This window comes from Brasilonema angustatum (assembly GCF_059505445.1).
In genome coordinates this window covers 34,743-55,089 of the sequence record NZ_JCACKO010000155.1, presented here as the reverse complement: position 1 = coordinate 55,089, position 20,347 = coordinate 34,743, and the positions used below count along the sequence as shown (strand labels likewise).

General features: G+C 42.4%; 18 protein-coding genes and 1 CRISPR repeat array. Of the genes, 10 read left to right on the top strand and 8 right to left on the bottom strand.

Annotated features, from left to right (window positions below; translation table 11 throughout):
• Nucleotides 1-11 precede the first annotated feature (11 nt).
• The 5 genes from cas6 (at nt 12) to AC5JM2_RS34410 (ending at nt 5,439) form a co-directional block, all read left to right on the top strand.
• Nucleotides 12-893, top strand: coding sequence for a CRISPR-associated endoribonuclease Cas6 (gene cas6, locus AC5JM2_RS34430; protein ID WP_495840473.1), 882 nt, complete (start codon nt 12-14; stop codon nt 891-893).
• Nucleotides 886-1,479 carry a CRISPR-associated protein Cas4 gene (gene cas4 / locus AC5JM2_RS34425; RefSeq protein WP_495840471.1) on the top strand — a complete coding sequence of 198 codons (594 nt, stop codon included), beginning with the start codon at nt 886-888 and terminating at the stop codon, nt 1,477-1,479. The genes cas6 and cas4 overlap by 8 nt, the downstream gene beginning before the upstream one ends.
• A gap of 106 nt (nt 1,480-1,585) precedes the next feature.
• A complete protein-coding gene (gene cas1d, locus AC5JM2_RS34420; RefSeq protein WP_495840560.1) occupies nt 1,586-2,590 on the top strand; it encodes a type I-D CRISPR-associated endonuclease Cas1d in 1,005 nt (334 codons plus the stop codon).
• Nucleotides 2,591-2,611: 21 nt separating this feature from the next.
• Nucleotides 2,612-2,899 (top strand): CRISPR-associated endonuclease Cas2, encoded by a 288-nt coding sequence (cas2, locus tag AC5JM2_RS34415; RefSeq protein ID WP_495840469.1) that lies wholly within the window; start codon nt 2,612-2,614, stop codon nt 2,897-2,899.
• 211 nt (nt 2,900-3,110) lie between these two features.
• Nucleotides 3,111-4,966: a CRISPR direct-repeat array (repeat unit 37 nt; unit sequence GTTGAAATTTCTCTTACTCCCTATTAGGGATTGAAAC).
• Between the two features lie 224 nt (nt 4,967-5,190).
• Nucleotides 5,191-5,439 (top strand): hypothetical protein, encoded by a 249-nt coding sequence (locus tag AC5JM2_RS34410; protein WP_495840467.1) that lies wholly within the window; start codon nt 5,191-5,193, stop codon nt 5,437-5,439.
• 284 nt (nt 5,440-5,723) lie between these two features.
• On the opposite strand, the gene AC5JM2_RS34405 is transcribed toward AC5JM2_RS34410, so the two are convergent.
• The 6 genes from AC5JM2_RS34405 to AC5JM2_RS34380 all read right to left on the bottom strand — a co-directional run bounded on the left by AC5JM2_RS34405 (nt 5,724) and on the right by AC5JM2_RS34380 (nt 14,529).
• Complete coding sequence (locus AC5JM2_RS34405) at nt 5,724-6,710, bottom strand: SGNH/GDSL hydrolase family protein (RefSeq protein WP_495840465.1); 987 nt, start codon at nt 6,708-6,710, stop codon at nt 5,724-5,726.
• A 561-nt stretch (nt 6,711-7,271) separates the two neighbouring features.
• Nucleotides 7,272-8,180 (bottom strand): DNA-methyltransferase, encoded by a 909-nt coding sequence (locus tag AC5JM2_RS34400; protein ID WP_495840463.1) that lies wholly within the window; start codon nt 8,178-8,180, stop codon nt 7,272-7,274.
• A 102-nt stretch (nt 8,181-8,282) separates the two neighbouring features.
• Nucleotides 8,283-8,723 carry a cyanase gene (cynS, locus tag AC5JM2_RS34395; protein WP_495840461.1) on the bottom strand — a complete coding sequence of 147 codons (441 nt, stop codon included), beginning with the start codon at nt 8,721-8,723 and terminating at the stop codon, nt 8,283-8,285.
• A gap of 227 nt (nt 8,724-8,950) precedes the next feature.
• Nucleotides 8,951-10,234, bottom strand: coding sequence for a serine hydroxymethyltransferase (gene glyA, locus AC5JM2_RS34390; protein WP_495840459.1), 1,284 nt, complete (start codon nt 10,232-10,234; stop codon nt 8,951-8,953).
• A 277-nt stretch (nt 10,235-10,511) separates the two neighbouring features.
• Nucleotides 10,512-13,244, bottom strand: a complete 2,733-nt coding sequence (locus AC5JM2_RS34385) for a TonB-dependent siderophore receptor (RefSeq protein WP_495840457.1) — start codon at nt 13,242-13,244, stop codon at nt 10,512-10,514.
• 283 nt (nt 13,245-13,527) lie between these two features.
• Nucleotides 13,528-14,529 (bottom strand): helix-turn-helix transcriptional regulator, encoded by a 1,002-nt coding sequence (locus AC5JM2_RS34380; RefSeq protein WP_495840455.1) that lies wholly within the window; start codon nt 14,527-14,529, stop codon nt 13,528-13,530.
• Between the two features lie 432 nt (nt 14,530-14,961).
• On the opposite strand from AC5JM2_RS34380, the gene AC5JM2_RS34375 reads away from it, so the two are divergent.
• Together AC5JM2_RS34375 and AC5JM2_RS34370 are read left to right on the top strand one after the other, a co-directional pair.
• Nucleotides 14,962-15,159, top strand: a complete 198-nt coding sequence (locus AC5JM2_RS34375) for a hypothetical protein (protein WP_495840453.1) — start codon at nt 14,962-14,964, stop codon at nt 15,157-15,159.
• A gap of 100 nt (nt 15,160-15,259) precedes the next feature.
• Complete coding sequence (locus tag AC5JM2_RS34370; RefSeq protein ID WP_495840451.1) at nt 15,260-15,739, top strand: Tic20 family protein; 480 nt, start codon at nt 15,260-15,262, stop codon at nt 15,737-15,739.
• Nucleotides 15,740-15,751: 12 nt separating this feature from the next.
• Here AC5JM2_RS34370 and AC5JM2_RS34365 read toward each other — a convergent pair whose 3' ends face one another.
• Nucleotides 15,752-16,429 (bottom strand): response regulator transcription factor, encoded by a 678-nt coding sequence (locus AC5JM2_RS34365; protein WP_495840449.1) that lies wholly within the window; start codon nt 16,427-16,429, stop codon nt 15,752-15,754.
• 352 nt (nt 16,430-16,781) lie between these two features.
• On the opposite strand from AC5JM2_RS34365, the gene AC5JM2_RS34360 reads away from it, so the two are divergent.
• Nucleotides 16,782-17,174: a hypothetical protein gene (locus tag AC5JM2_RS34360; RefSeq protein WP_495840447.1), complete on the top strand. Its 393-nt coding sequence runs from the start codon at nt 16,782-16,784 to the stop codon at nt 17,172-17,174.
• Nucleotides 17,175-17,573: 399 nt separating this feature from the next.
• Complete coding sequence (locus AC5JM2_RS34355) at nt 17,574-18,236, top strand: ABC transporter ATP-binding protein (RefSeq protein ID WP_495840558.1); 663 nt, start codon at nt 17,574-17,576, stop codon at nt 18,234-18,236.
• A 347-nt stretch (nt 18,237-18,583) separates the two neighbouring features.
• Here the strand turns inward: AC5JM2_RS34355 and AC5JM2_RS34350 are convergent, their stop codons facing one another.
• Nucleotides 18,584-19,363: a fumarylacetoacetate hydrolase family protein gene (locus tag AC5JM2_RS34350; RefSeq protein WP_495840556.1), complete on the bottom strand. Its 780-nt coding sequence runs from the start codon at nt 19,361-19,363 to the stop codon at nt 18,584-18,586.
• Between the two features lie 528 nt (nt 19,364-19,891).
• Between AC5JM2_RS34350 and rpsF the strand changes: the two genes are divergently transcribed.
• The gene (gene rpsF, locus AC5JM2_RS34345) at nt 19,892-20,218 is read left to right on the top strand and encodes a 30S ribosomal protein S6 (protein ID WP_495840446.1); all 327 of its coding nucleotides are present in this window, start codon (nt 19,892-19,894) and stop codon (nt 20,216-20,218) included.
• The last annotated feature ends 129 nt before the right edge of the window (nt 20,219-20,347 follow it).

Genomic DNA, 20,347 nt, shown 5'->3' with positions numbered 1-20,347 from the left:
AACTCTCAATTATGCCCCACAGTCTCGTCCTCAACCTCATCCCCCAATCTCCCATCTACCCCGAATTCCTCACAGGTAGACACTACCACGCCCTATTCCTCACCCTGATAAGTTCAGTCGATAAAGATTTAGCAGACTATTTACACGCATCCAACGCAGAGAAACCCTTCACCCTTTCCCCCTTACAAATACAACGCAATCATAAAACCCATCAACAGAAAAACCACAGCTTGCAATTTTCCCATCAACGCCCAATTCCCCCAGGTACACCCTGTTGGTGGCGCATCTCGCTATTAGACGACACACTCTTTAGCAAGCTGACTCCACTGTGGCTAAATCTTAACCCCAATCATCCTTGGCATTTGGGTTCAGCAGACTTGTATATTACTAGCATCTTTGGTACACCCCAATCAACACAACCTTGGGCAAATGCTTGTACCTATACACAATTGTACGACCAAGCAAGCGATCTGCGCGGAGCGCAGCAGCGAAGCGATCGCCCAAATCACCCTCTCAACTTCACCCTCGCCACACCCGTAGCTTTCCGCCAAGGAGGATACGATACCATTCTGCCAAATCGAGAATGTGTCTTCAACAGTCTTCTCAGTCGCTGGAACAAATATAGTGGGATTGAATTTACCAACGTCCCAATCGAGTCAATTTATCCAAGTTTTGTCAACATCCATACGGAAGTTATTCGTAACTATGACACCAAATTTATTGGTTGTGTCGGCGAAATCAGCTATCGAATTTTAGGAGATGTTGAACTAATTGCAATCAAACAAATAAATGCCCTTGCCGACTTTGCTTTGTATGCAGGAGTTGGACGTAAAACAACAATGGGCATGGGTATGACACGTCGCCTCTCATCAAGTGTTGAAAATTATGAATGATACAGAATATATTCCAATTGCTTCCTTAAATCAATATGCCTATTGCCCACATCGCTGCTGGCGGATGTTTTGTGCAGGAGAATTTCTTGATAACCAATACACAATTGAAGGGACAAGTTTACACGAACGCGTCCACACATTAGGGGAAGGACATCGTGATGAAACCTGGCAAGTTCGAGCGATTTGGCTCAAATCAGATAAATACAAACTTATTGGTAAATCTGATTTAATTGAATCAGAAAACGGTGAGTTGTATCCAGTTGAATACAAGCGAGGACGTAAGGGTGAATGGGATAACGATGAGTTGCAAGTTTGTGCCCAAGCTTTATGTCTAGAAGAAATCACAGGACAAATAGTGACGACTGCTTATGTTTATTACGCACACTCACATCAACGTCAAGTCGTAGAAATTACGGAAGAATTGCGTCAAAGCACAGTCGCCACAATTGAAGCTGTTCAGATGCTTTTCTTGACAGGTATTATGCCAAAAGCTATTAAGACAAAGCGCTGTACAGGATGCAGTTTGTACACACGGTGCTTGCCAGAAATTGTGGATAAAGTCGGACGGTATCAAGAAGTTTACTAAACGAGAACTTTGATATTTTGCATCACTTTTAATGAGCCTCGTAATTGATCGCCTCGGAATTAATTCCGAGGCGGACGACATTTCAACTCAAATCTTAACACTAACTATGAGCACACTTTACGTTACACAAGACGATGCTTTTATCGGCAGAATTGATGAACGACTACACGTCAAATACGAGAAAAAGACAATATTAGATGTCCCGCTTCTTAAAATCGATGGTGTCGTAGTCTTAGGACGCGCGACAATTTCACCATCTGCTATCAATGAATTATTAGAACGTCAAATTCCCCTAACTTTTCTGACAGGAACTGGTGGTTATTTAGGACGTTTAGAACCAGAAGTCACCAAAAATATTTTTGTCCGTAAAGCGCAATGGCAAGCCGCAGGTGATACACCCCAAGCAATTCATCTCGTCCAAGGCTTTGTACGTGGTAAACTCAAGAATTACCGTAACACTCTTGTCCGTCGTCAACGTGAATCCAACGACCTAGATTTATCCGGTGCTATTGAACATTTAGATCATGTCATTGCACCCATCGACGCAACTCAAAACATTGATTCTTTACGCGGGTTGGAAGGTGCAGGTAGCGCTGCTTACTTTGGCTGCTTTAATGAAATGATTCGCAATACACAATTCACTTTTCCCAAGCGCGTTCGTCGTCCACCAACCGATCCAGTGAATTCCTTACTCAGCTTTGGTTATTCCTTATTGCGTCACGATGTCCAAAGTGCAGTTAATATTGTTGGGTTTGATCCATATTTGGGATATTTACATTGCGATCGCTATGGTAGACCATCACTAGCATTAGACTTAATGGAAGAATTCCGTCCCCTCGTGGTAGATGCACTTGTGTTGTCTACGTTAAATAAGCAATTGTTGAAGGTTGAGGATTTTGTCACAGAACCTTTAAGCGGTGCTGTTTCCCTCACCAACGAACCAAGAAAAACATTTCTGCGGCTGTACGGACAAAAGAAATTATCCGAATTTAAGCATCCCGTTTTAGGACGCAAATGTACTTACCAAGAAGCTTTTGAACTTCAAGCCCGGTTACTAGCTAAATACTTAATGGGCGAAATCGAGAAATATCCACCCTTGGTTTTGAAGTAAGCCTGGAGATGAAAAGTCGCAATGAATGTTGTTGTGTCTTACGATATTTCTGAAGACAAGCGCCGCACAAAAATCCACAAAGTCCTCAAGTCTTATGGACAGTGGGTGCAGTATAGTGTATTTGAGTGTCAGCTGACTGATACTCAATATGCGAAGTTGCGATCGCGCCTACACAAACTCATCAAACCTGATACCGATAGCATCAAGTTTTATTTTCTCTGCGCTTGCTGTTTTGGTAAAGTCGAACGTATCGGTGGCGAACCACCCCGTGATGAGACGATTTTCTTTGCCGAATGCGCGGATGGGTAGGTGTAGAAAAAGAGGTTTGAAAAAAAATGGCTGGATTGCTTACAGGACGAGGATTTTGGGGAAAATTTATTTATAACCATCCGCGCTCCTTGCCTAGACAGGATTTCAGCCATTTGGCGTAAATTGATTTAGTTTTTCTCATGTTATGATCAGACCATCCGCGCTTTGGAACCTTGAAAACTTTATATGGTGCAGTTTTCTGAGTGCCGCAGTTGAAATTTCTCTTACTCCCTATTAGGGATTGAAACAAAGATGGCTATCTCATCATCAAGGTATTGCTTTAGGGTTGAAATTTCTCTTACTCCCTATTAGGGATTGAAACAAAAACGCCTGTAAACCCGTCATATTGTTTTTGAGGTTGAAATTTCTCTTACTCCCTATTAGGGATTGAAACCAACTGGTTTTGGTTGTGCTCCTGGTGTGTCTGTCTGTTGAAATTTCTCTTACTCCCTATTAGGGATTGAAACTTCCTATGAATGAAGAAGAAAAGATTTTTCAAGATAGTTGAAATTTCTCTTACTCCCTATTAGGGATTGAAACGGTGGAAAGTTCAACCCAAAAAAAGAATATGAAGGTTGAAATTTCTCTTACTCCCTATTAGGGATTGAAACAAGAAATTCTCCAATACTTCCTCCTTCCCCAAAAGTTGAAATTTCTCTTACTCCCTATTAGGGATTGAAACAGAACTGAATCTATCCATGCTACGAAAAACATAGGTTGAAATTTCTCTTACTCCCTATTAGGGATTGAAACATCAAAGGCGATCGCCAACAACCATAAAATATCGGTTGAAATTTCTCTTACTCCCTATTAGGGATTGAAACGTGGCGTTTGCTGCGATCGTGCTGGAACCGGAAAGTTGAAATTTCTCTTACTCCCTATTAGGGATTGAAACCATTTTTTTTTAGAGCAGCGATCGCACGTCTGACTGTACTAGTTGAAATTTCTCTTACTCCCTATTAGGGATTGAAACATTGAGTGCAGCTTGAGACGCTTGACCCTGTTGAGGTTGAAATTTCTCTTACTCCCTATTAGGGATTGAAACGAAAGAAGAAGGGGAACTTTGCTGTGTCAGCTGATGGTTGAAATTTCTCTTACTCCCTATTAGGGATTGAAACCAACAAATGTTCAATATAGCCAAAGGAACGTCAAGGTTGAAATTTCTCTTACTCCCTATTAGGGATTGAAACAAAAACTCAAAATCCAAAAGCTGACAACAGACGGGGTTGAAATTTCTCTTACTCCCTATTAGGGATTGAAACGTATACATTAAATTTCTCCGCCCAGATGCGTGCGGTTGAAATTTCTCTTACTCCCTATTAGGGATTGAAACATTTCGCAGAAGAGGAGTACGTGTTGTCATGTCTGTTGAAATTTCTCTTACTCCCTATTAGGGATTGAAACGGGAAACGGATTAGACGAGTTAGTTTGAGGGGTGGGTTGAAATTTCTCTTACTCCCTATTAGGGATTGAAACTTGTGGCTGTAGTAAGCTCCTTTCCAAAACTCTTGTTGAAATTTCTCTTACTCCCTATTAGGGATTGAAACTGACGATTGTGTGGACGCATCAACCCAGCTGATAAACGTTGAAATTTCTCTTACTCCCTATTAGGGATTGAAACAAGAGAAGAAATTAGAAATAAAGATTTAAATATACGTTGAAATTTCTCTTACTCCCTATTAGGGATTGAAACCAACCCAAAGGTAACGACTACTAAGGATGATTCTATCTGTTGAAATTTCTCTTACTCCCTATTAGGGATTTAAACGTTTCAAACCTTCCTCCTATTGTGATGCAAGGCATCATGAAGGTTGAAATTTCTCTTACTCCCTATTAGGGATTGAAACTTTTCATTCTCGGTTAATCCTTTATACCTTAAAAGGTTGAAATTTCTCTTACTCCCTATTAGGGATTGAAACAGAAACGTTGAAATCATGCGTATCACACATAACGGTTGAAATTTCTCTTACTCCCTATTAGGGATTGAAACTAGTTGTTGTAGCAGACTTCTCAAAGTACTTCTATCCAGAGTTGAAATTTCTCTTACTCCCTATTAAGGATTGATACCAAGTTGCATTCATACAGGTAATCTTCTTTTTTCTTCCTTAGCGCTCTTCGCGTCTATGTCCTGAGCCCTTCGGGCACGGCTTGAGGCCGAACGGACACGCTAGCCCCTAAGGGGGCGCTGCGCAAACGCTAACGTGGTTCGTTTATGAAATTATCTCTTTGAACGCAACTTAGTATGAAACATCAAGCTGAGCGAATCGACAAAGTAAAGGGAAACAAATACCATGTCATCCCCCGTACCAAATCTAGCTGACAACTGGGAGTTTACAGAACTATGGGTAGATCCAACTGCCTCACCTCCCTACGTCCTTATTCTTGTAGGCGACAGTTCTGGTTTAAGCTGGATCTATGATCCAAGTCAGAACTATCAGTTAGTGTTTAAGAGTGACACCTATTCTGAAGCAAAGCTCTGGCTACTTGAAGATAAGTACGAGCAAGTTCAAGGACGACTACTCGCACAAGTGTCACCTTAGGAAAGCATTTTGATCTAGTGCACACCAGATGAGCACAATTCATATCAACAATGCCTCAGCAAAAAATGTTGGGTTAATTTTTGGCTGTGAATGAATCAAGATATGAATTTCAAAATTTACATTGATGGACAGACGCTGCATGTAACGTTTCTATCGGATTAACAGGAAATTGAAGAGCGTGCTATCATAATTGATTCCCAAATTCAGCAACGCCATTATTTAAGTAAAGAGTAAAAGCAAGATGGATCAAGGTAAAAATAAGTTGAAATTTCTCCTTCCCCCGATTAAGAATTAAAACCCTTGTATTCAGCTTCATCTATTGCCGATCGCCAGACATCATAAGCTTGTGTGCTCAAATGAAGCCCGTCTGTAGTCAGTTCTAAACGCAAGTTACCCTGAAAATCTGCAAACCAATCATAAAGATTTAAATAATAAACTCCTTCTTGTCTTGCAATCAGGGAGAGTTGCTCATTAAGATGACGAATGTGGGTATTGGAAATTGCAGATAAACGAGTTGGTAAAATAGATTGAAGAAAAATTTTAGTTTTTGGGTGAGTCTGTCGCAACTTGCGAACAATTTCGCGGTGATTGTGTAAGATAATTTCATCTGTGGTACCCTTTCGCAAGTCATTAATTCCAACCATGATATAAATGAAATCTGGTCTGGTTTCACTAAAAACAGATACCCTTCTTAAAACACCAGCGCAAGTATCTCCAGATATTCCCTGATTCAGCCACAATTTATCTACAGGCAATTTTTCTTGAGGAAACCACAAACTTAAAGAATCACCCACTAAAATTCCCAAACGATTGTCACCTTGACTCTGAGTCATTGCTTTGGCTTCCATCGCCAATAAACTTTTCCAATCCTCATAGGTGAGTTGAGTCTTCCTCGTAGATATCAATGATAACTCTGTCCCGTCTTTAGGTAAACTTGGATAAATATGACCAGTTTTCAGTGCGGCTAATCTTGCATAGTAAAGTTGTTTTCCAGATCTAATTTTGTAGTCAGCTACTTGAGTTTTTGGATTGCTATAAGATTCTATACGCTTTGTCAACCATAAGTGACTCAATTCTGGTGGATTTATTCCGGCACTAGAGAATACTTTCCTGGTAATATTTTGGTTGGAAACATATTTTAAGTTCAAAACGACTCTGCTATTTTCTGAATAGATATTGGACAGATGTACAAGAGTTAATGCTGGTATTATCAATCCTGTCAACAGACCTACTGTCAACAGACAAAGATTTCTCGTCTTTACGTTTTTCATCCCCGCACCGCTTTTTCTCACTGACAGCATTAACTTGTTGAATTCAGAAAATTTTTTAGCTCACCGTTTCATTATTCTTCATTGATATACATATTTCTGTAAAGCGTTTCGAGATGATATTTACCATCTCTTCAAAATTTTTCCATATTGCTTTTAGCAGTTTTCATTTTTCTTTAGGACTTACGCACCATCTGCTAGAAACCCGGTTTCTTCGTTCGTCTTTGGTTGCGAAACAGACGATTTTTGGTAGAAACCGGGTTTTTTTGCGTAAGTCCTGTTCTTGAAAACTGCCCACATTATTAAATATGGTTACTTAGGGGCTAGTACCCCTGCCGAGTAAGTCAAAAGCATCTCCCTACACCCTTACACCCCTACACCCCTATACGGTTCAGTTAAGACATTTATTCGTTGAGACAGCAGGGGAGATGAAGAGTTAACGTCCATTACCATTAGTTCTTTCGCCTCTGCTCCTCTGCTCCTCTGCTCCTCTGCTCCTCTGCCCCCCTGCCTGCCTCAACAGATTAATTTCCTTAACTGAACTGTATTGCCCTATACCCCTAGTTACAAATCTTCAAATCTGTATCGACTACCGATAATATAATCTTCATTGATTTCAAAAGAAATCCATCGGCGTTGTAAAATTTCTGCAACAAAACCCGTTGTGTTGGAACCCGCAAATGAATCTAAAACAAAATCACCTTCATCAGTCAAAAACTTGATGAAAAATTCTGCAAAACTTTGAGGAAAACGTGCTGGATGAGGTTTAATTCCTCCTGCTTTACAACGCCGCAGATAAGCACTATTAGATTCTGTATTGGCAATTTCTAGTAAATTTGGTGGAATAGCACCCTTATTATCCTTTTGAAATTTGTCAGAAATATCATGACCGCTAGGGCGGATTTTTGCTTTATAGCCATTTTTCAGTAATTGTTTCATACTTTGACTATAAGGCTTTAGAACTTTTCTATTATCAGCTTTGGGGTGAGGCGTTTTAGATAACCACCAAACCACATTCACTGAATCTTTTACACGAATTCGTCTGATTGTGACCCACTCAGCAGGAGTTGGTAGTCGTGCTGGGTTATAGTGATAGAATTCTTGAGCAAGAAAAAAGCCAACTTCCTTACACAATCTCACTAAAAGTTCATATTGGTAAATACTCCTGACTGGATAACCAGGCAGATAAGCACCACCCAAATCTAAAATAAAAGAGCCATCATCTGCTAAAACTCTTTTAAATTCGTAGGCAAAAGGGAGAAACCATTCTATATATTTTTCTGCACTTTCGTTACCGTATTCTTTTTTACGTGTGAGTGCAAATGGAGGTGAGGTCAAGATTAAGTTAACACTGCTATCCTTAAGATATGTAAGTAATTTGAGGCTTTCACCTAAATATATTGCTCCATTTTTTTGAGAGTAGTAAGGTGTAAAATCTAATGTTTTTTGTGATGTTTGCTGTTCTTGTGTCAAGAGTTAGAACGTTATTCAATTAGGGCGTAAGCAGACTTATAGAAAGATTGGTTGAAAATTTTCTGCACGTTTACAAGGATGTGAACTTCCGCAGATGAAACATCACCACTTTTTGTATGGCAGAAATTTCCCAGACATGATGACTTTCACGCGATCGCCTTTAGAATCTTCTTCTTTTTCAATATTCAAAGTAAAGTCTATCGCGCTCATAATTCCATCCCCAAATTTCTCGTGAATCACCTCTTTCATCGGCATTCCATAAACCTGCATAATTTCGTAGAAACGATAAATGAGGGGATCTGTAGGAACAACAGGTCCCAAACCTTTGACAGGGTATTCAGTTAATTCCTTAAGATAAATCGTATCAAGCCCTAATGCTTCAACCAATAACTTCGCCTCTTCGTCAGAAGCACTGGCTTGACGGTAGAAAACAGATGCAATCCACACTTCGTCACGTCCCAAAATCTTTTCTAAATCAGCAAAAGTAAGTTCTTTTTCTTTTTTTGCAGCCAAAAGCGCTTGAGTTATTTCTGGGATAGACACTGGATAACTCCTGTAATTAATTGTTACTGTTTTGTGAAAAACGTTTGTAGCTTTTTTACTGCATTATAGTCTCATATTGGCTAAAAGACATCAAAAAATCATTGCTAAATAGAGACAAAAAAAGTTATGAGTTAGGGATTATAAATTAATAACTCCTAACTCATAACTTATAAATATAACAATTCCAAATGAATTGTGAACTCAAGTATCTTAACCTGAGCTTAACATCATGCTAACGCTGGAACAGGAATCATGATGTGAGAATACAAGGGGAAGCGATCGCACAACGCTTTGACTCGTCGCCGACAATCTTCAGCAATATCTGCTGAATCTGGATTTAATAAGCGATCTGCAATAATATTGCCAATCTCCGTAAACTCTTCAACTCCCAAACCACGTGTTGTCATTGCTGGAGAACCTAACCTCAAACCACTAGTCACAAATGGTGACTCTGGGTCAAACGGTACTGTATTCTTGTTGGCAGTAATCTTCACACCACTAACCAACTGGTCCGCTAGCTTACCTGTCATACCAATAGACCGTAGATCTACTAGTATGAGATGATTGTCAGTTCCATTTGACACCAACTTTAAACCTCGGTTTTGAAGTTGGGTAGCCAAAGCACGAGCATTATCAATCACCTGAGCAGAATATGCTTTAAACTCTAGCTTGAGGGCTTCAGCGAAAGCAACTGCTTTTGCTGCAATTACATGTTCGAGTGGTCCACCCTGATTACCAGGGAAAACGGATTTATCAAGCTTTTTACCCAGTTCGGGATCGCGGGTTAAAATTAAGCCACCCCTTGGACCACGTAAAGTTTTGTGTGTCGTTGTAGTTACAACATCACAATAGGGAATTGGGTCAGGATGAAGACCTGTAGCAACCAATCCGGCAATGTGGGCAATATCTGCCAGTAAGTACGCACCTACTTCATCAGCAATACTACGGAACTTTTCAAAATCAATGATGCGAGGATATGCAGAATAACCACAAATCAAGAGCTTTGGACGCTCCCTAAGCGCCAGCTCCCGAATTTGGTCATAGTCTAGTTCTTCTGTTTGCTGATTAACACCGTAGTGGCAAACTTGGAACCACTTACCAGATACGTTGACAGGTGAACCGTGCGTCAGATGTCCGCCGTGAGATAAATCCATGCCCATGAATTTATCACCTGGTTCCAGCAGCGTCAAAAACACTGCAAAATTTGCCTGTGCGCCAGAATGGGGTTGTACGTTGGCATGAGCAGCACCAAATAACTGTTTAGCACGGTCAATTGCCAGTTGTTCAATTTTGTCTATGAACTCACAACCACCATAGTAACGTTTACCAGGCAATCCCTCTGCGTACTTGTTTGTCAGTACGGAACCTTGAGCCGCTAGGACAGCAGCCGAGGTAAAGTTTTCACTTGCAATCAACTCCAAGTGATCGCGTTGACGCTGTAGTTCTTGGTTGATTAACTCCGCCACCGCAGGATCAGAGGAAGCAAGAAAATCTGAGTTAGTCAAAGTCACTTAAATCATCCTTATGGAAATTTGCACAATAGTCGGTAACTGTCTAGAGGCATGAGTTTGTAGTCTAAGAGTTCTTGACTAATGACTCATAACTCATGACATTGATTTATCCCGACTTACTCAATTATCGCCTGTCCAATAAATGGTTATGCAAAATTTTGAAGTTCTGGGCGGGTGCATACTCATTGCTCATTGGTGTCAATTTAAGCTGAAAACCTTTGTGTGAGTGCAAATGTTCAAAAACGGACACAGCATAGACGAAAACGCAAAACCAAAATCAAAACTGCACTGATACCGTACCCTGCACTGTAAATGGTGCGCCGTAATACACGCCATAATAGGAACTTTCAATATAGTTAACATCAAACAAATTCTTGAAATTCAACGCAGCCCGCCAGTTATCCCGACGGTAAAATATGGCGGCATCCGTCCGCAAGTAACTGGGTACGCTTAGGGTATTAGCTAAGTCTCCCTTTCTGTCACCGACAAAAAAGACACCGCCGCCAAATCCCAAACCTTTGAAATCACCTTGTTGAATTTCGTAGGTTGCCCATAAACTACCACTGTGTCGGGGTACGTTGTCGGGTTGATTTCCTTGATTACCGCTATTGTCTTTAGTAATTTCTGCATCGATGTAGGAATAGCTAGCAATAATGTTTAACCCCGGTAAAACTTGTCCTGCCAGATCAAACTCAATGCCACGAGAGCGTTGTTCACCAATCTGGATGCTGAATGTTGGATTATTCGGATCGGCTGTTGCCAGGTTTTCTTTGGTAATTTGGTAAGCTGCTAGAGTGGCGAAAAGTTTGCCATCAAGAAATTCCGCCTTTACCCCGACTTCAAACTGTTCACCCTCGGTTGGCTTAAACGTTTCGTTATTTGGGTTTCTGGAGGTCGCATCAGAAGGTTGGAATGAGCGACTCCAACTAGCATATAAAGAAACCGGCGGTACGGGTTGATAAACGACTCCCACACGCGGACTGAAGGCAGTATCTTCCCGATCAGTTGAAACACTACCTATCGAGTTTTCGTAGTTGGTTGCGGCAAAATCAAAGCGTCCACCCAGCAAAATTTTGAGCTGGTCTCCAATTGAGATCAGATCCTGGCCGTAAACCCCGACCAAATTATTAGAAGCAGACTCACTATTTCTGAACGTATCATATCGAATCGGTTGATAGACTGGGTCAAATATATCGATAGCTGGTACGCCAGCCGATGCTGTGAAGCTCTTGAGGTTGTAACTAGTCCAACCGAGCTCCACGCCGAAGAGTAAATCTTGCTTGATGCTGCCGGTTTGGATTTTCCCCAGGACATCTGTTTGCAAAAAGTAGCTCTGTGTGTCGGTCTTTAGCGAAGAACCAGAACGATTGAATGTCCGATTGTCTGGTTCCAGCCCTAAACCAAAGGTAAACCCCCGATCATTATTATTAAACGTCGCTGTGAACCCATTGCGGATAGACCAGTTGTCGCTAAATTTGTGTTGCAAGCGATAGCCAATTCCAGTCCACTCATCGAATGCTTTCAAGTTTGGGTCACCTAAAAACCGGGAGCGGGGGAGTTTTCCCAGGGGGTTGTCAACAAGAGTACCCGATGCCGGAAGGCCCAAGAAACTCACTTTGCTGAGATTGGAATATTGACCTTCCAGAGTCAGGTTAGTATTCTTACCAATATCAAAACTGATGACGGGCGCGACAAATTCTGATTCTGTGTTCACAAAGTCAACAAAGCTACCCAAGTTTTGATAGGCCGCATTCAACCGATAGCGAATCGTTTTGTCGGTGTTAACAGGACCTGAAATGTCGAGTGTTGGGCGGTAGAAATCAAAGTTGCCAATGGTGCCTTCAAAGTTGTAGTAAGGCGTTGACAGGGGTTGCTTGGTAGTGATGTTGACAATCCCTCCCGGTTCTCCCTGACCGTAAAGAACGGATGCTGGCCCTTTGAGAATTTCGATTTGTTCGACATTGGCAACATCCAAGGTTTCATTGTACCCAGCGCCGATGTAACGCTTGAATCCGTTGATAAACGTAGAACCACTTCTGCCGTTGTCAAATCCTCGAAGAATAAAACTGTCACCGACATAAGATTGAGAACCATAGCCTCCGGGAGTCACCCCACTGACGTTCTTCACCGCGTCCTGCACCCGCGTAATTTTTTGATCTTCGAGGACTTGACGGGGGATGACTTGAATTGAGGAGGGAACGTTGAGGATGGGCGTGTCAGGAGTTTTAGTCACACTGAAGGCTTTGGGTACGCGATACGAATCTTGTTCACCCGTCACTAGTAACTCAATTGGCTGATCACCTTGTGCCGACGGTTGAGTTGGTTGTGTCTGATTTTCTGGCTTAAGGGCAGGTGGTTGTTGCGTTTGAGGTTGCCCCTGTTGCGGGCTTTGTGCACTACTGGCAACACTGAAGATAAGACCCTCATTTGGACTATCAAACAACTCGACAATTGGTGCATTCGCCTCACCTGTTACTGTGACTCGGATGGTCTTAGCATCAAAGTTCGTAACTGTTATTTGGGTAATTCCCGCAACTGGTTTCGTACTGCCAAATCTAAATCCATCGCCCGAAGGTAGCCGCAGTTGAGCATTTGGAATATCTACGATAAAGTTATTACCAGCACTGCGATTGACTAATTGTAACGCCTGCCCTTTGTTTGTCTGTAAAATGATCTCTACACCTTTAGCGGTGGGGTTCGCTTTTACTCCGGTTACCTCCACGACTCCTGAGGTCGGTGTTGCTTGTGGTGTTGGCGACTGTACTAGCATTCTGGCGCTGGTGATCGGACGCTCTATCTCAGAGAGTGAGCGAATCTCTGTTATGGGTTTTACGGTTCGGGAATTGCTTACTAAACGTTGTTGTTGAGTCGAGTTTGCACTAGTTTTCGTAGATGCTATACTTTTGTCAACTGCAATTGTTGATTTTTCTTGACTTAATCCAGGAGTTGTGGACAACCCCAATATTGCCCCACTCAGTAATAGACTGGGAAGAAGCTTGTTAAATTTCATAGTTTTCCTCTGACTTCCTCACGCCACAAATAGTTAAATGGCTTTGCAATACCCCCTATAGTCCCAGGCGCTTTTCGTGCAACAACAGCGGGTTAAACGCGTTGTTGCACTGGTTCTCCATCAAAGGACAAAAATACATAGTTCCCTCGCCAAAGCATTGGAGAGGGTTAGAGTGGGGTAAGTCCAGGATTTCGGACAAAATCCGGCTTCTTGCAAGTAGTATCTAATTCAATAAAGCTGAGTATAGAGAATTGCTAGCAGTTGAGTCTATCCCAAAAACGTCTTATAGTCCCGAAAGCGACTTTTGTCCTGCTAAACATTCGCTGGGGGTGATGCCGAATTTGCGTTTAAAGGCGATCGCAAAGTGTCCTAAATGAGAATAGCCAACTTGGTTAGCAACCTCCGCAACGGTAACATCACCTTGTCGAAATATTTGCTCTGCCCGTTCCATGCGCTTATCTGTCAGATAGCCAAATACAGTCATGCCAAACAGCTGCCGGAATCCGCGTTGAAGAGTGCGATCGCTCGCCCCCACCATCTGCCCTAACTCTGGCAATGATGGCGGATTTTCTAGACGAGATTGCAAAATCTCCCTTGCATAATGAATCCGGGTAATGCTTGAAGTTTTTAGTCTAGATGATGATTGCAGACTACCTTGGTCTGCCAAAATCGGGGTAAGCTGCAACGTGATCATTTCCAGAGCTTTCGTCTGTAAATATATTCGTTTCATTATCCCTTTGTAGGGACAGTGTATGATTTGTCGTGCTACTGTCTGAGTTGCTAGATTGGTTTCCAGATAAAGCAGCGTTTGCCAGTCATTACCTTTGGCCAAAAAACCCAACTCTGAGGGGATGTGTCCATCCTCTCCAAAGAAAAACGTTGCCAACATCTCAGGAGGCATTTCGATATTGACCCCTAAAATCCGCTCGCCTCTGCGATACTCTGCCGTCCATCCCCGTTGTACACCGCTACCAGAAATGAGCATGTATCTTTCCCCAAAGTACTGCCCCTGGGAATCTCCTACCGTGCCTGAAAGAAGTACACCAAACTGAACGGGATGATCCCAGGTCGGAATCTTAACCAGCGCATCCTCGTGATTTTCGTAATCCGAAATCGAAATCACCAGTTTGGGATGTACCTCAATACTTCGCGCATAGCCCTTGCCCCTTATTTTAGGCATTTCAAATAACGATTCAAATGGCTCTCGCGCACGTTTGGGTACACGATTTTTGGCAGCTTCCACCCACAGTTCCAAATTATCTTTTTGCGTCAGGCTAATAGTCATGGTTATGACTGTCAATAATAATTTTTATCAACAAGTATAGAGCAGTGTAGTGACCTAAAATCGGGGTAGGCTAGGGCTTAGCAAGAATTCCCTGTCTTTTTGGCACCGAAAGTGTCAATTCTTCTTCATCAAGATATTCATCCAAGGTCAAAGAATTTATAAATTAATTTATGTATTACTTTTAACTACAAACCCAAAAAAAACAACGTACAATAAACTAAACTCAACATATAAATTTTGATCAGATTGTCATGATCCACATTCTTCCAAAGTGAGCATGGGAGGTTGGGCAAAGACAGACAAAAATGTAACAGATGTAACAACGTCCAGCATAACGGACGAACCATCCGCTACAGCATTTATTGCCATCCTTACCAGTTTTCTCCCCCTGGGTACATGTGGGTCATCCTCAGGATTGATAGGAGAAATAGGATGCTAGTAATTCTCATGGATAACCAAATTTTCGCTCCTCAACAAGTATGCCAATCTTGTTTACTTGCTGACGGAAGTGGTCAACCCCGGTGGCGTAAAGGTAAACTCCATTGTGGTCAAGCTATTCGCAAACTGACTGAACAGCAACCAGACCAGTATGAGTGTGTCATGGGTTTTCGAGTTGCTAATATTGAATGACCAACAACTATGCTTAATGGTAGAGACTTTATCCTCTACCTAATTAACTGCGTTATCCTTGGCATAGTAACATCAACATTTAACCACAGGAGAAATCAAGATGGCTTGGCGCGGAGGTAGCACAGTTCAAGATCGCCTTTTGTCTTGCTTGCCTTATCTTTTACCTTTTATTGAAGTTAGTAATTTTGCTCAGCTGCCTTTGTTGCGATCGCTCTACATACCTTTTATTCCTCTGATTCAACTGTATTATGGAATACCATTTGCTAGCCTCATCATTTTCTTTGCTTTATACCTTCTGGTTGTGAGAAACGAAAAAATTCAACACTTTGTCCGGTTCCATACCTTGCAAGCTCTTTTGCTGTCTATATTTGCTTATTTGTGCGGGGCAGTTTTAGAACTTATAGGTATTGTGCAACAGGGTGCCTCAATATCAGTACCTTTGTTTCAAAGTGTGATGTTTACCTTGATTTTCCTGGCAGTTGTCGGTGCATCAATATATAGTATTGTTCAAGCCGTAAGAGGACTCTACGCTGAAATTCCCCTGATCTCCCAAGCTGCTTATAGCGGAACTCGTGACTAGAGTTGTCAAGAATCAAGACTCTGGCTTAGAGAAACGATACCCAACTCCCCGTACACTCTCAATCCAAACCGTTCCACTAATCGGGTCAATCTTTTTGCGAATCCTTTGGATACATACATCAACGACGTTGGTATTGGGGTTGAAATCATAACCCCAGACATGTTCCAGGATTTGCATACGGGTAAAGACTCGTCCGGGAGAACGCATCAGATATTCCAGGAGATTAAACTCGCGGGTAGTGAGTTCTACTATCTGTTGATTACAGGTAACTTCGCGCGTGATACGATCTAATTTGAGCGATCCGACACACAACAAATTTTGGCGATCGCCCATACTCCGACGCACTACAGCATGAATGCGGGCAACCAACTCCTCTACAAAAAATGGTTTGGCGATATAGTCGTCCGCCCCAAGATTCAAACCTTCAAGTCGATCATCCAGTTCATTGCGAGCAGTCAACAAAATCACCGGTACATTACGCCCTTCTCGTCGTAGGTGTTTGAGGATAAATAGCCCATCCTTGCCTGGAACCATGATGTCGAGCACGATTACATCATACTCATTTTCCATTGCTCTGATATATCCATCATCACCGTTGTCGCAATAATCAACGACAATCCCCTGTTCCTTCAGTCCGGCTCGGACGAAGTTTGCTATTCTTGATTCATCTTCGACGAACAGGATATGCATGGTTTTTTGATGGTCATCCAAAACTTTGATGTTTTGAACTATCTATAAAGCAAATAAAGACTAATACCATTTTGGATTTTGGATTTTAGATTTTGGAGCCAGTCGCGTGGGCAAGTCTCCCGACTTGAGCGAACTGGCGTGATTGTAAAAGACTTACTGGTAATTGCTTGTAACATTCCATCTGTCGCATTCTTTTTTCAAATTGGTATAAGATTTTTGCCAAAGCCACAATAGCTGTATTTATATCGATTACAAAATTGTAATTCAGACAAGGGGCAAGCTGTCATCTTGGATTGATGTTATTGGAACTATAGACATCTCGATACCTCCAAGATGAAGAGGTTTATTGTTTATGAAAATTCATCAGTTGTTAGCAGTATCAGCTATTCCTCTTCTGATTGGAGCTTGTGGTTTGGCTAAAGCAGATCATACAACAGCCAGTCAGCCGGATTTACTGGCACAAGATTCATCGCAACCGAATGGGGAACAAAAGCGACCGAGGGGAAATCGACCCCGCCCAAATTTTGCAGCAGCAGCCCAGAAATTGGGAGTGACTGAAGCACAGTTGAAAGAAGCTCTAGGAGTGCCAGCCCAACCGCCGAGTAATTCAGGTGAGAGTCGTCCTCGTCGCCGTCTTGATATTAAAGGTGCAGCCACAAAGCTGGGTGTGACAGAACAACAGTTGACTGAGGCTTTGGGAATTCCACCTCGTCCTCCGGGCGATGGCAACAAGCCTAATTCATGAACCGAGTAAATTTCAAAGCTAATCTTAATTAGGGTTAGCTTTGCTGACTATTCCACATGCCGTGAAAAGTCAGATCTGTGGAAGCAATCCAAAACAGGACTTACGCAAGGGAAATGTAGTTGTGTAATTGCGACGTCCGGAAGCAATCTTATAGTCTTGTTCTTTCGTAACTCGTGCGTAAGTCCTATAAAATCTAAAATTCTCAAGCCTCCGGATTCATCCGTGAGATCAATCCAAAATCCGTCTTGAAAAGTTTGAGCGGAGGAAACCTCCCTCCGGGTTCGCCAGTCCCCGATCGTGACGGAAACCGCCAAGACGGGGGCTGGACTCACCGCTCAAACTTTTCGCAAAATCTAAAATCCAAAATTGAATTACGGAGTGACTAAAATGGCTGCAACTATGATTTGGATGGAATCGATTACGAAAAGTTACCGTTTAGATGAGATGGAACTTCCGATTCTCAAGGGAATTGACTTATCCATTGAAGAAGGAGAATACGTCGCCATTATGGGGATGTCTGGTTCTGGGAAGTCCACGTTGATGAACATTATTGGTTGCCTTGATCGTCCAACCGCTGGATACTATATTCTGGAGGGGCGCAATTTAAGCACATTGGCTAATGATGAACTCGCTTATATTCGTAATCGGCGCATCGGCTTTGTGTTTCAACAGTTCAATTTGTTGGCACGTTCCACCGCGCTTGAGAATGTTATGCTGCCAATGGTTTATGCCAATGTGCCAAAACCGAAACGACGCCAACGGGCAATTCAAGCTTTGACTAGGGTAGGACTAGCAGAGCGCTTGCATAACCGTCCTAGCCAACTTTCAGGGGGACAACAACAGCGAGTTGCGATCGCCCGTGCTCTTGTCAATAATCCTGCTCTTGTACTCGCAGACGAACCCACAGGAGCTCTAGACACCAAAACATCTCAAGATGTCATGGATTTACTCACTGATTTAAATAACCAAGGCATCACCATAGTCATCGTAACTCACGAACCTGATGTTGCTGCTCAAACCAAACGCACAATTCATGTCAGAGATGGCTTAGTCGTGACATAAAGTTACCATAATAGGTGTTCCACATTTGAGGTCATCCCACTAAGGTCAGGAGTTGACGTCTCTCCCGCCTAAAGGCAGGGAGATTCCTGTTTCTCAGACGCGCCTTAAAACTATCTATCCTTTGCAGGCAGTACTTAAACCAAAAACCCGTTCAATGTAAAGTCTCATGAACCAGGGGGTTTAAGGGTAAAATTGAAGCTACTGACACACCTCATATTCTAATTGGCACATATATAATTCATTGAGTGATTACCATCAAACTTAGTGAGCACGTTATACAAGCTTTTGAGCAATAGGTAAAGCTGGATTTACGTGTCCAGTAGTAATCGTACCAATTAGAAAACGAGCTATTCAATACTAGCTCTGACAGTATTTTCTAAGCGACCAATACCTTCAATTTCCACACGAAGGCGATCGCCAGGATTTAATGGTCCTACCCCTAATGGTGTACCTGTTAGTACAACGTCCCCCGGAAGTAGCGTCATTACCTGAGAGATGTAGGAGACGAGAAAATCTGGGGGAAACACCATCTGGTCAATACAGGCAGATTGTACAGGAGTTGCCTCCTGATTCAAAAAAGTCTGCAATCTAGCTCCGGGGTTGATTTCTCGGACAATCCACGGTCCCAAAGGGCAGAACGTATCGAAACCTTTGGCTCGCGTCCATTGACTGTCCCGTTTTTGTAAATCCCGCGCTGTCACGTCATTAGCAATGGTGTAACCCCAAATCTTTGTTTGAGCCTCCTCAGGTGTACACTTGATAGTGCGATCGCCAATCACTAGGGCTAGTTCTCCTTCATAGTCCACTCGCTGCGAGTGCGGTGGATACTGAATTTCTTCCAGTGAAGCGATGATAGATGTAGGCGGCTTGAGAAAGAGCAAAGGCTCGGTGGGTACTTCTGTTCCCATTTCTGCCGCATGCTCTGCATAGTTTTTACCTACCGCTACAATTTTAGAAGGAGCGCAGGGAGCCAAGATTTGATAACTTTCTGGTTCCAAAATTAAATCGGTGAGTTGCCCTTGTAGCCAAGGTGCAGCATCTAGCACCTGTACCTTAAAAGACAGTTGTAGCAAGCCATAGTATACTTGCCCTTCTAGATTTTGAACTCGCACATACCGCTGCGCCATAACCATTAGATTAGTATCCTTTTGTGGAATCAAACCGCCAGTGTGTAATATTTCAATGAGCGATTAAGCTCCGCATAAAAATGAAAAGCTGGTAAGATTATAAAACCTGAAGGGCTTAGAGATTGACCGCGATTTGAACGCGGCAATAAATATATTGAAATACGCGGCGAGTTCTGTCGTGTGTGCCTGTGGACGAGGTGCTGCCGACAGTCTCGGTTGAAGCAGGAAGTTTTTGCTCTTCAAATGTTAGTAAAAATGGAACGGAAAGTACAAAAACCATATCTTTTACCAAAGACAAAGATATAGTAGTTGGGAGACGCCCTCCCCCAAGCAATCCGTATAGCTCGCTCGGAAAAAGGATAAACAATTCCTAAAAGTGAGCAAGTATCCCGGCAACCCCATTGCACGAGAGAACGTCAAAAAGTTCCTTGCTGCTTTGTAATGTTGATTGGTGTTGGTATCGTCAATCGCGACTATCAATACAAGTTAACTATCGGCAGCCATGTAGTCCATGAGGAGATAAAAACCATGCAAATCGTTTACGAAACAATGTACATCCTCCGTCCTGATCTGACTGATGAACAGGTAGAGCAGGCGATCGCTAAATATGAGAACTTGCTGCGGGAACACGGAGCAGACAATTTCCAGATTCAAAATCGAGGTAAACGTCGTCTTGCTTATGAAATTAATAGGCAAAGAGATGGCATCTACATACAAATGAATTACACTGGACCTGGCAATGTGATTGCTATTATGGAGCGCTCTATGCGTCTGAGCGAAGAAGTGATTCGCTACCTGACTATCAAGCAAGAGGTCAAAGAGGTACAAGCTCAAGCAACAATCCCCGCTGCTTAGAAGCTTTTGATTCATTAATTCTTCACGCGGCTCTGTTGCCCTCAAGTTTGGTGCTCAAGCCAGAGGAAATGAGCCGCGTCAGTGTATTTCAGGTATCTAGGATTTTTTTACACAATCTTCAAACTAATG

Bases quoted from the DNA above. Each gene is read 5' to 3' on its own strand.
- cas6 (WP_495840473.1), top strand. From the start codon at position 12: ATGCCCCACAGTCTCGTCCTCAACCTCATCCCCCAATCTCCCATCTAC.
- cas4 (WP_495840471.1), top strand. From the start codon at position 886: ATGAATGATACAGAATATATTCCAATTGCTTCCTTAAATCAATATGCC.
- cas1d (WP_495840560.1), top strand. From the start codon at position 1,586: ATGAGCACACTTTACGTTACACAAGACGATGCTTTTATCGGCAGAATT.
- cas2 (WP_495840469.1), top strand. From the start codon at position 2,612: ATGAATGTTGTTGTGTCTTACGATATTTCTGAAGACAAGCGCCGCACA.
- AC5JM2_RS34410 (WP_495840467.1), top strand. From the start codon at position 5,191: ATGTCATCCCCCGTACCAAATCTAGCTGACAACTGGGAGTTTACAGAA.
- AC5JM2_RS34405 (WP_495840465.1), bottom strand. From the start codon at position 6,710: ATGAAAAACGTAAAGACGAGAAATCTTTGTCTGTTGACAGTAGGTCTG.
- AC5JM2_RS34385 (WP_495840457.1), bottom strand. From the start codon at position 13,244: ATGAAATTTAACAAGCTTCTTCCCAGTCTATTACTGAGTGGGGCAATA.
- AC5JM2_RS34380 (WP_495840455.1), bottom strand. From the start codon at position 14,529: ATGACTATTAGCCTGACGCAAAAAGATAATTTGGAACTGTGGGTGGAA.
- AC5JM2_RS34375 (WP_495840453.1), top strand. From the start codon at position 14,962: ATGCTAGTAATTCTCATGGATAACCAAATTTTCGCTCCTCAACAAGTA.
- AC5JM2_RS34370 (WP_495840451.1), top strand. From the start codon at position 15,260: ATGGCTTGGCGCGGAGGTAGCACAGTTCAAGATCGCCTTTTGTCTTGC.
- AC5JM2_RS34365 (WP_495840449.1), bottom strand. From the start codon at position 16,429: ATGCATATCCTGTTCGTCGAAGATGAATCAAGAATAGCAAACTTCGTC.
- AC5JM2_RS34360 (WP_495840447.1), top strand. From the start codon at position 16,782: ATGAAAATTCATCAGTTGTTAGCAGTATCAGCTATTCCTCTTCTGATT.
- AC5JM2_RS34355 (WP_495840558.1), top strand. From the start codon at position 17,574: ATGATTTGGATGGAATCGATTACGAAAAGTTACCGTTTAGATGAGATG.
- AC5JM2_RS34350 (WP_495840556.1), bottom strand. From the start codon at position 19,363: ATGGCGCAGCGGTATGTGCGAGTTCAAAATCTAGAAGGGCAAGTATAC.
- rpsF (WP_495840446.1), top strand. From the start codon at position 19,892: ATGCAAATCGTTTACGAAACAATGTACATCCTCCGTCCTGATCTGACT.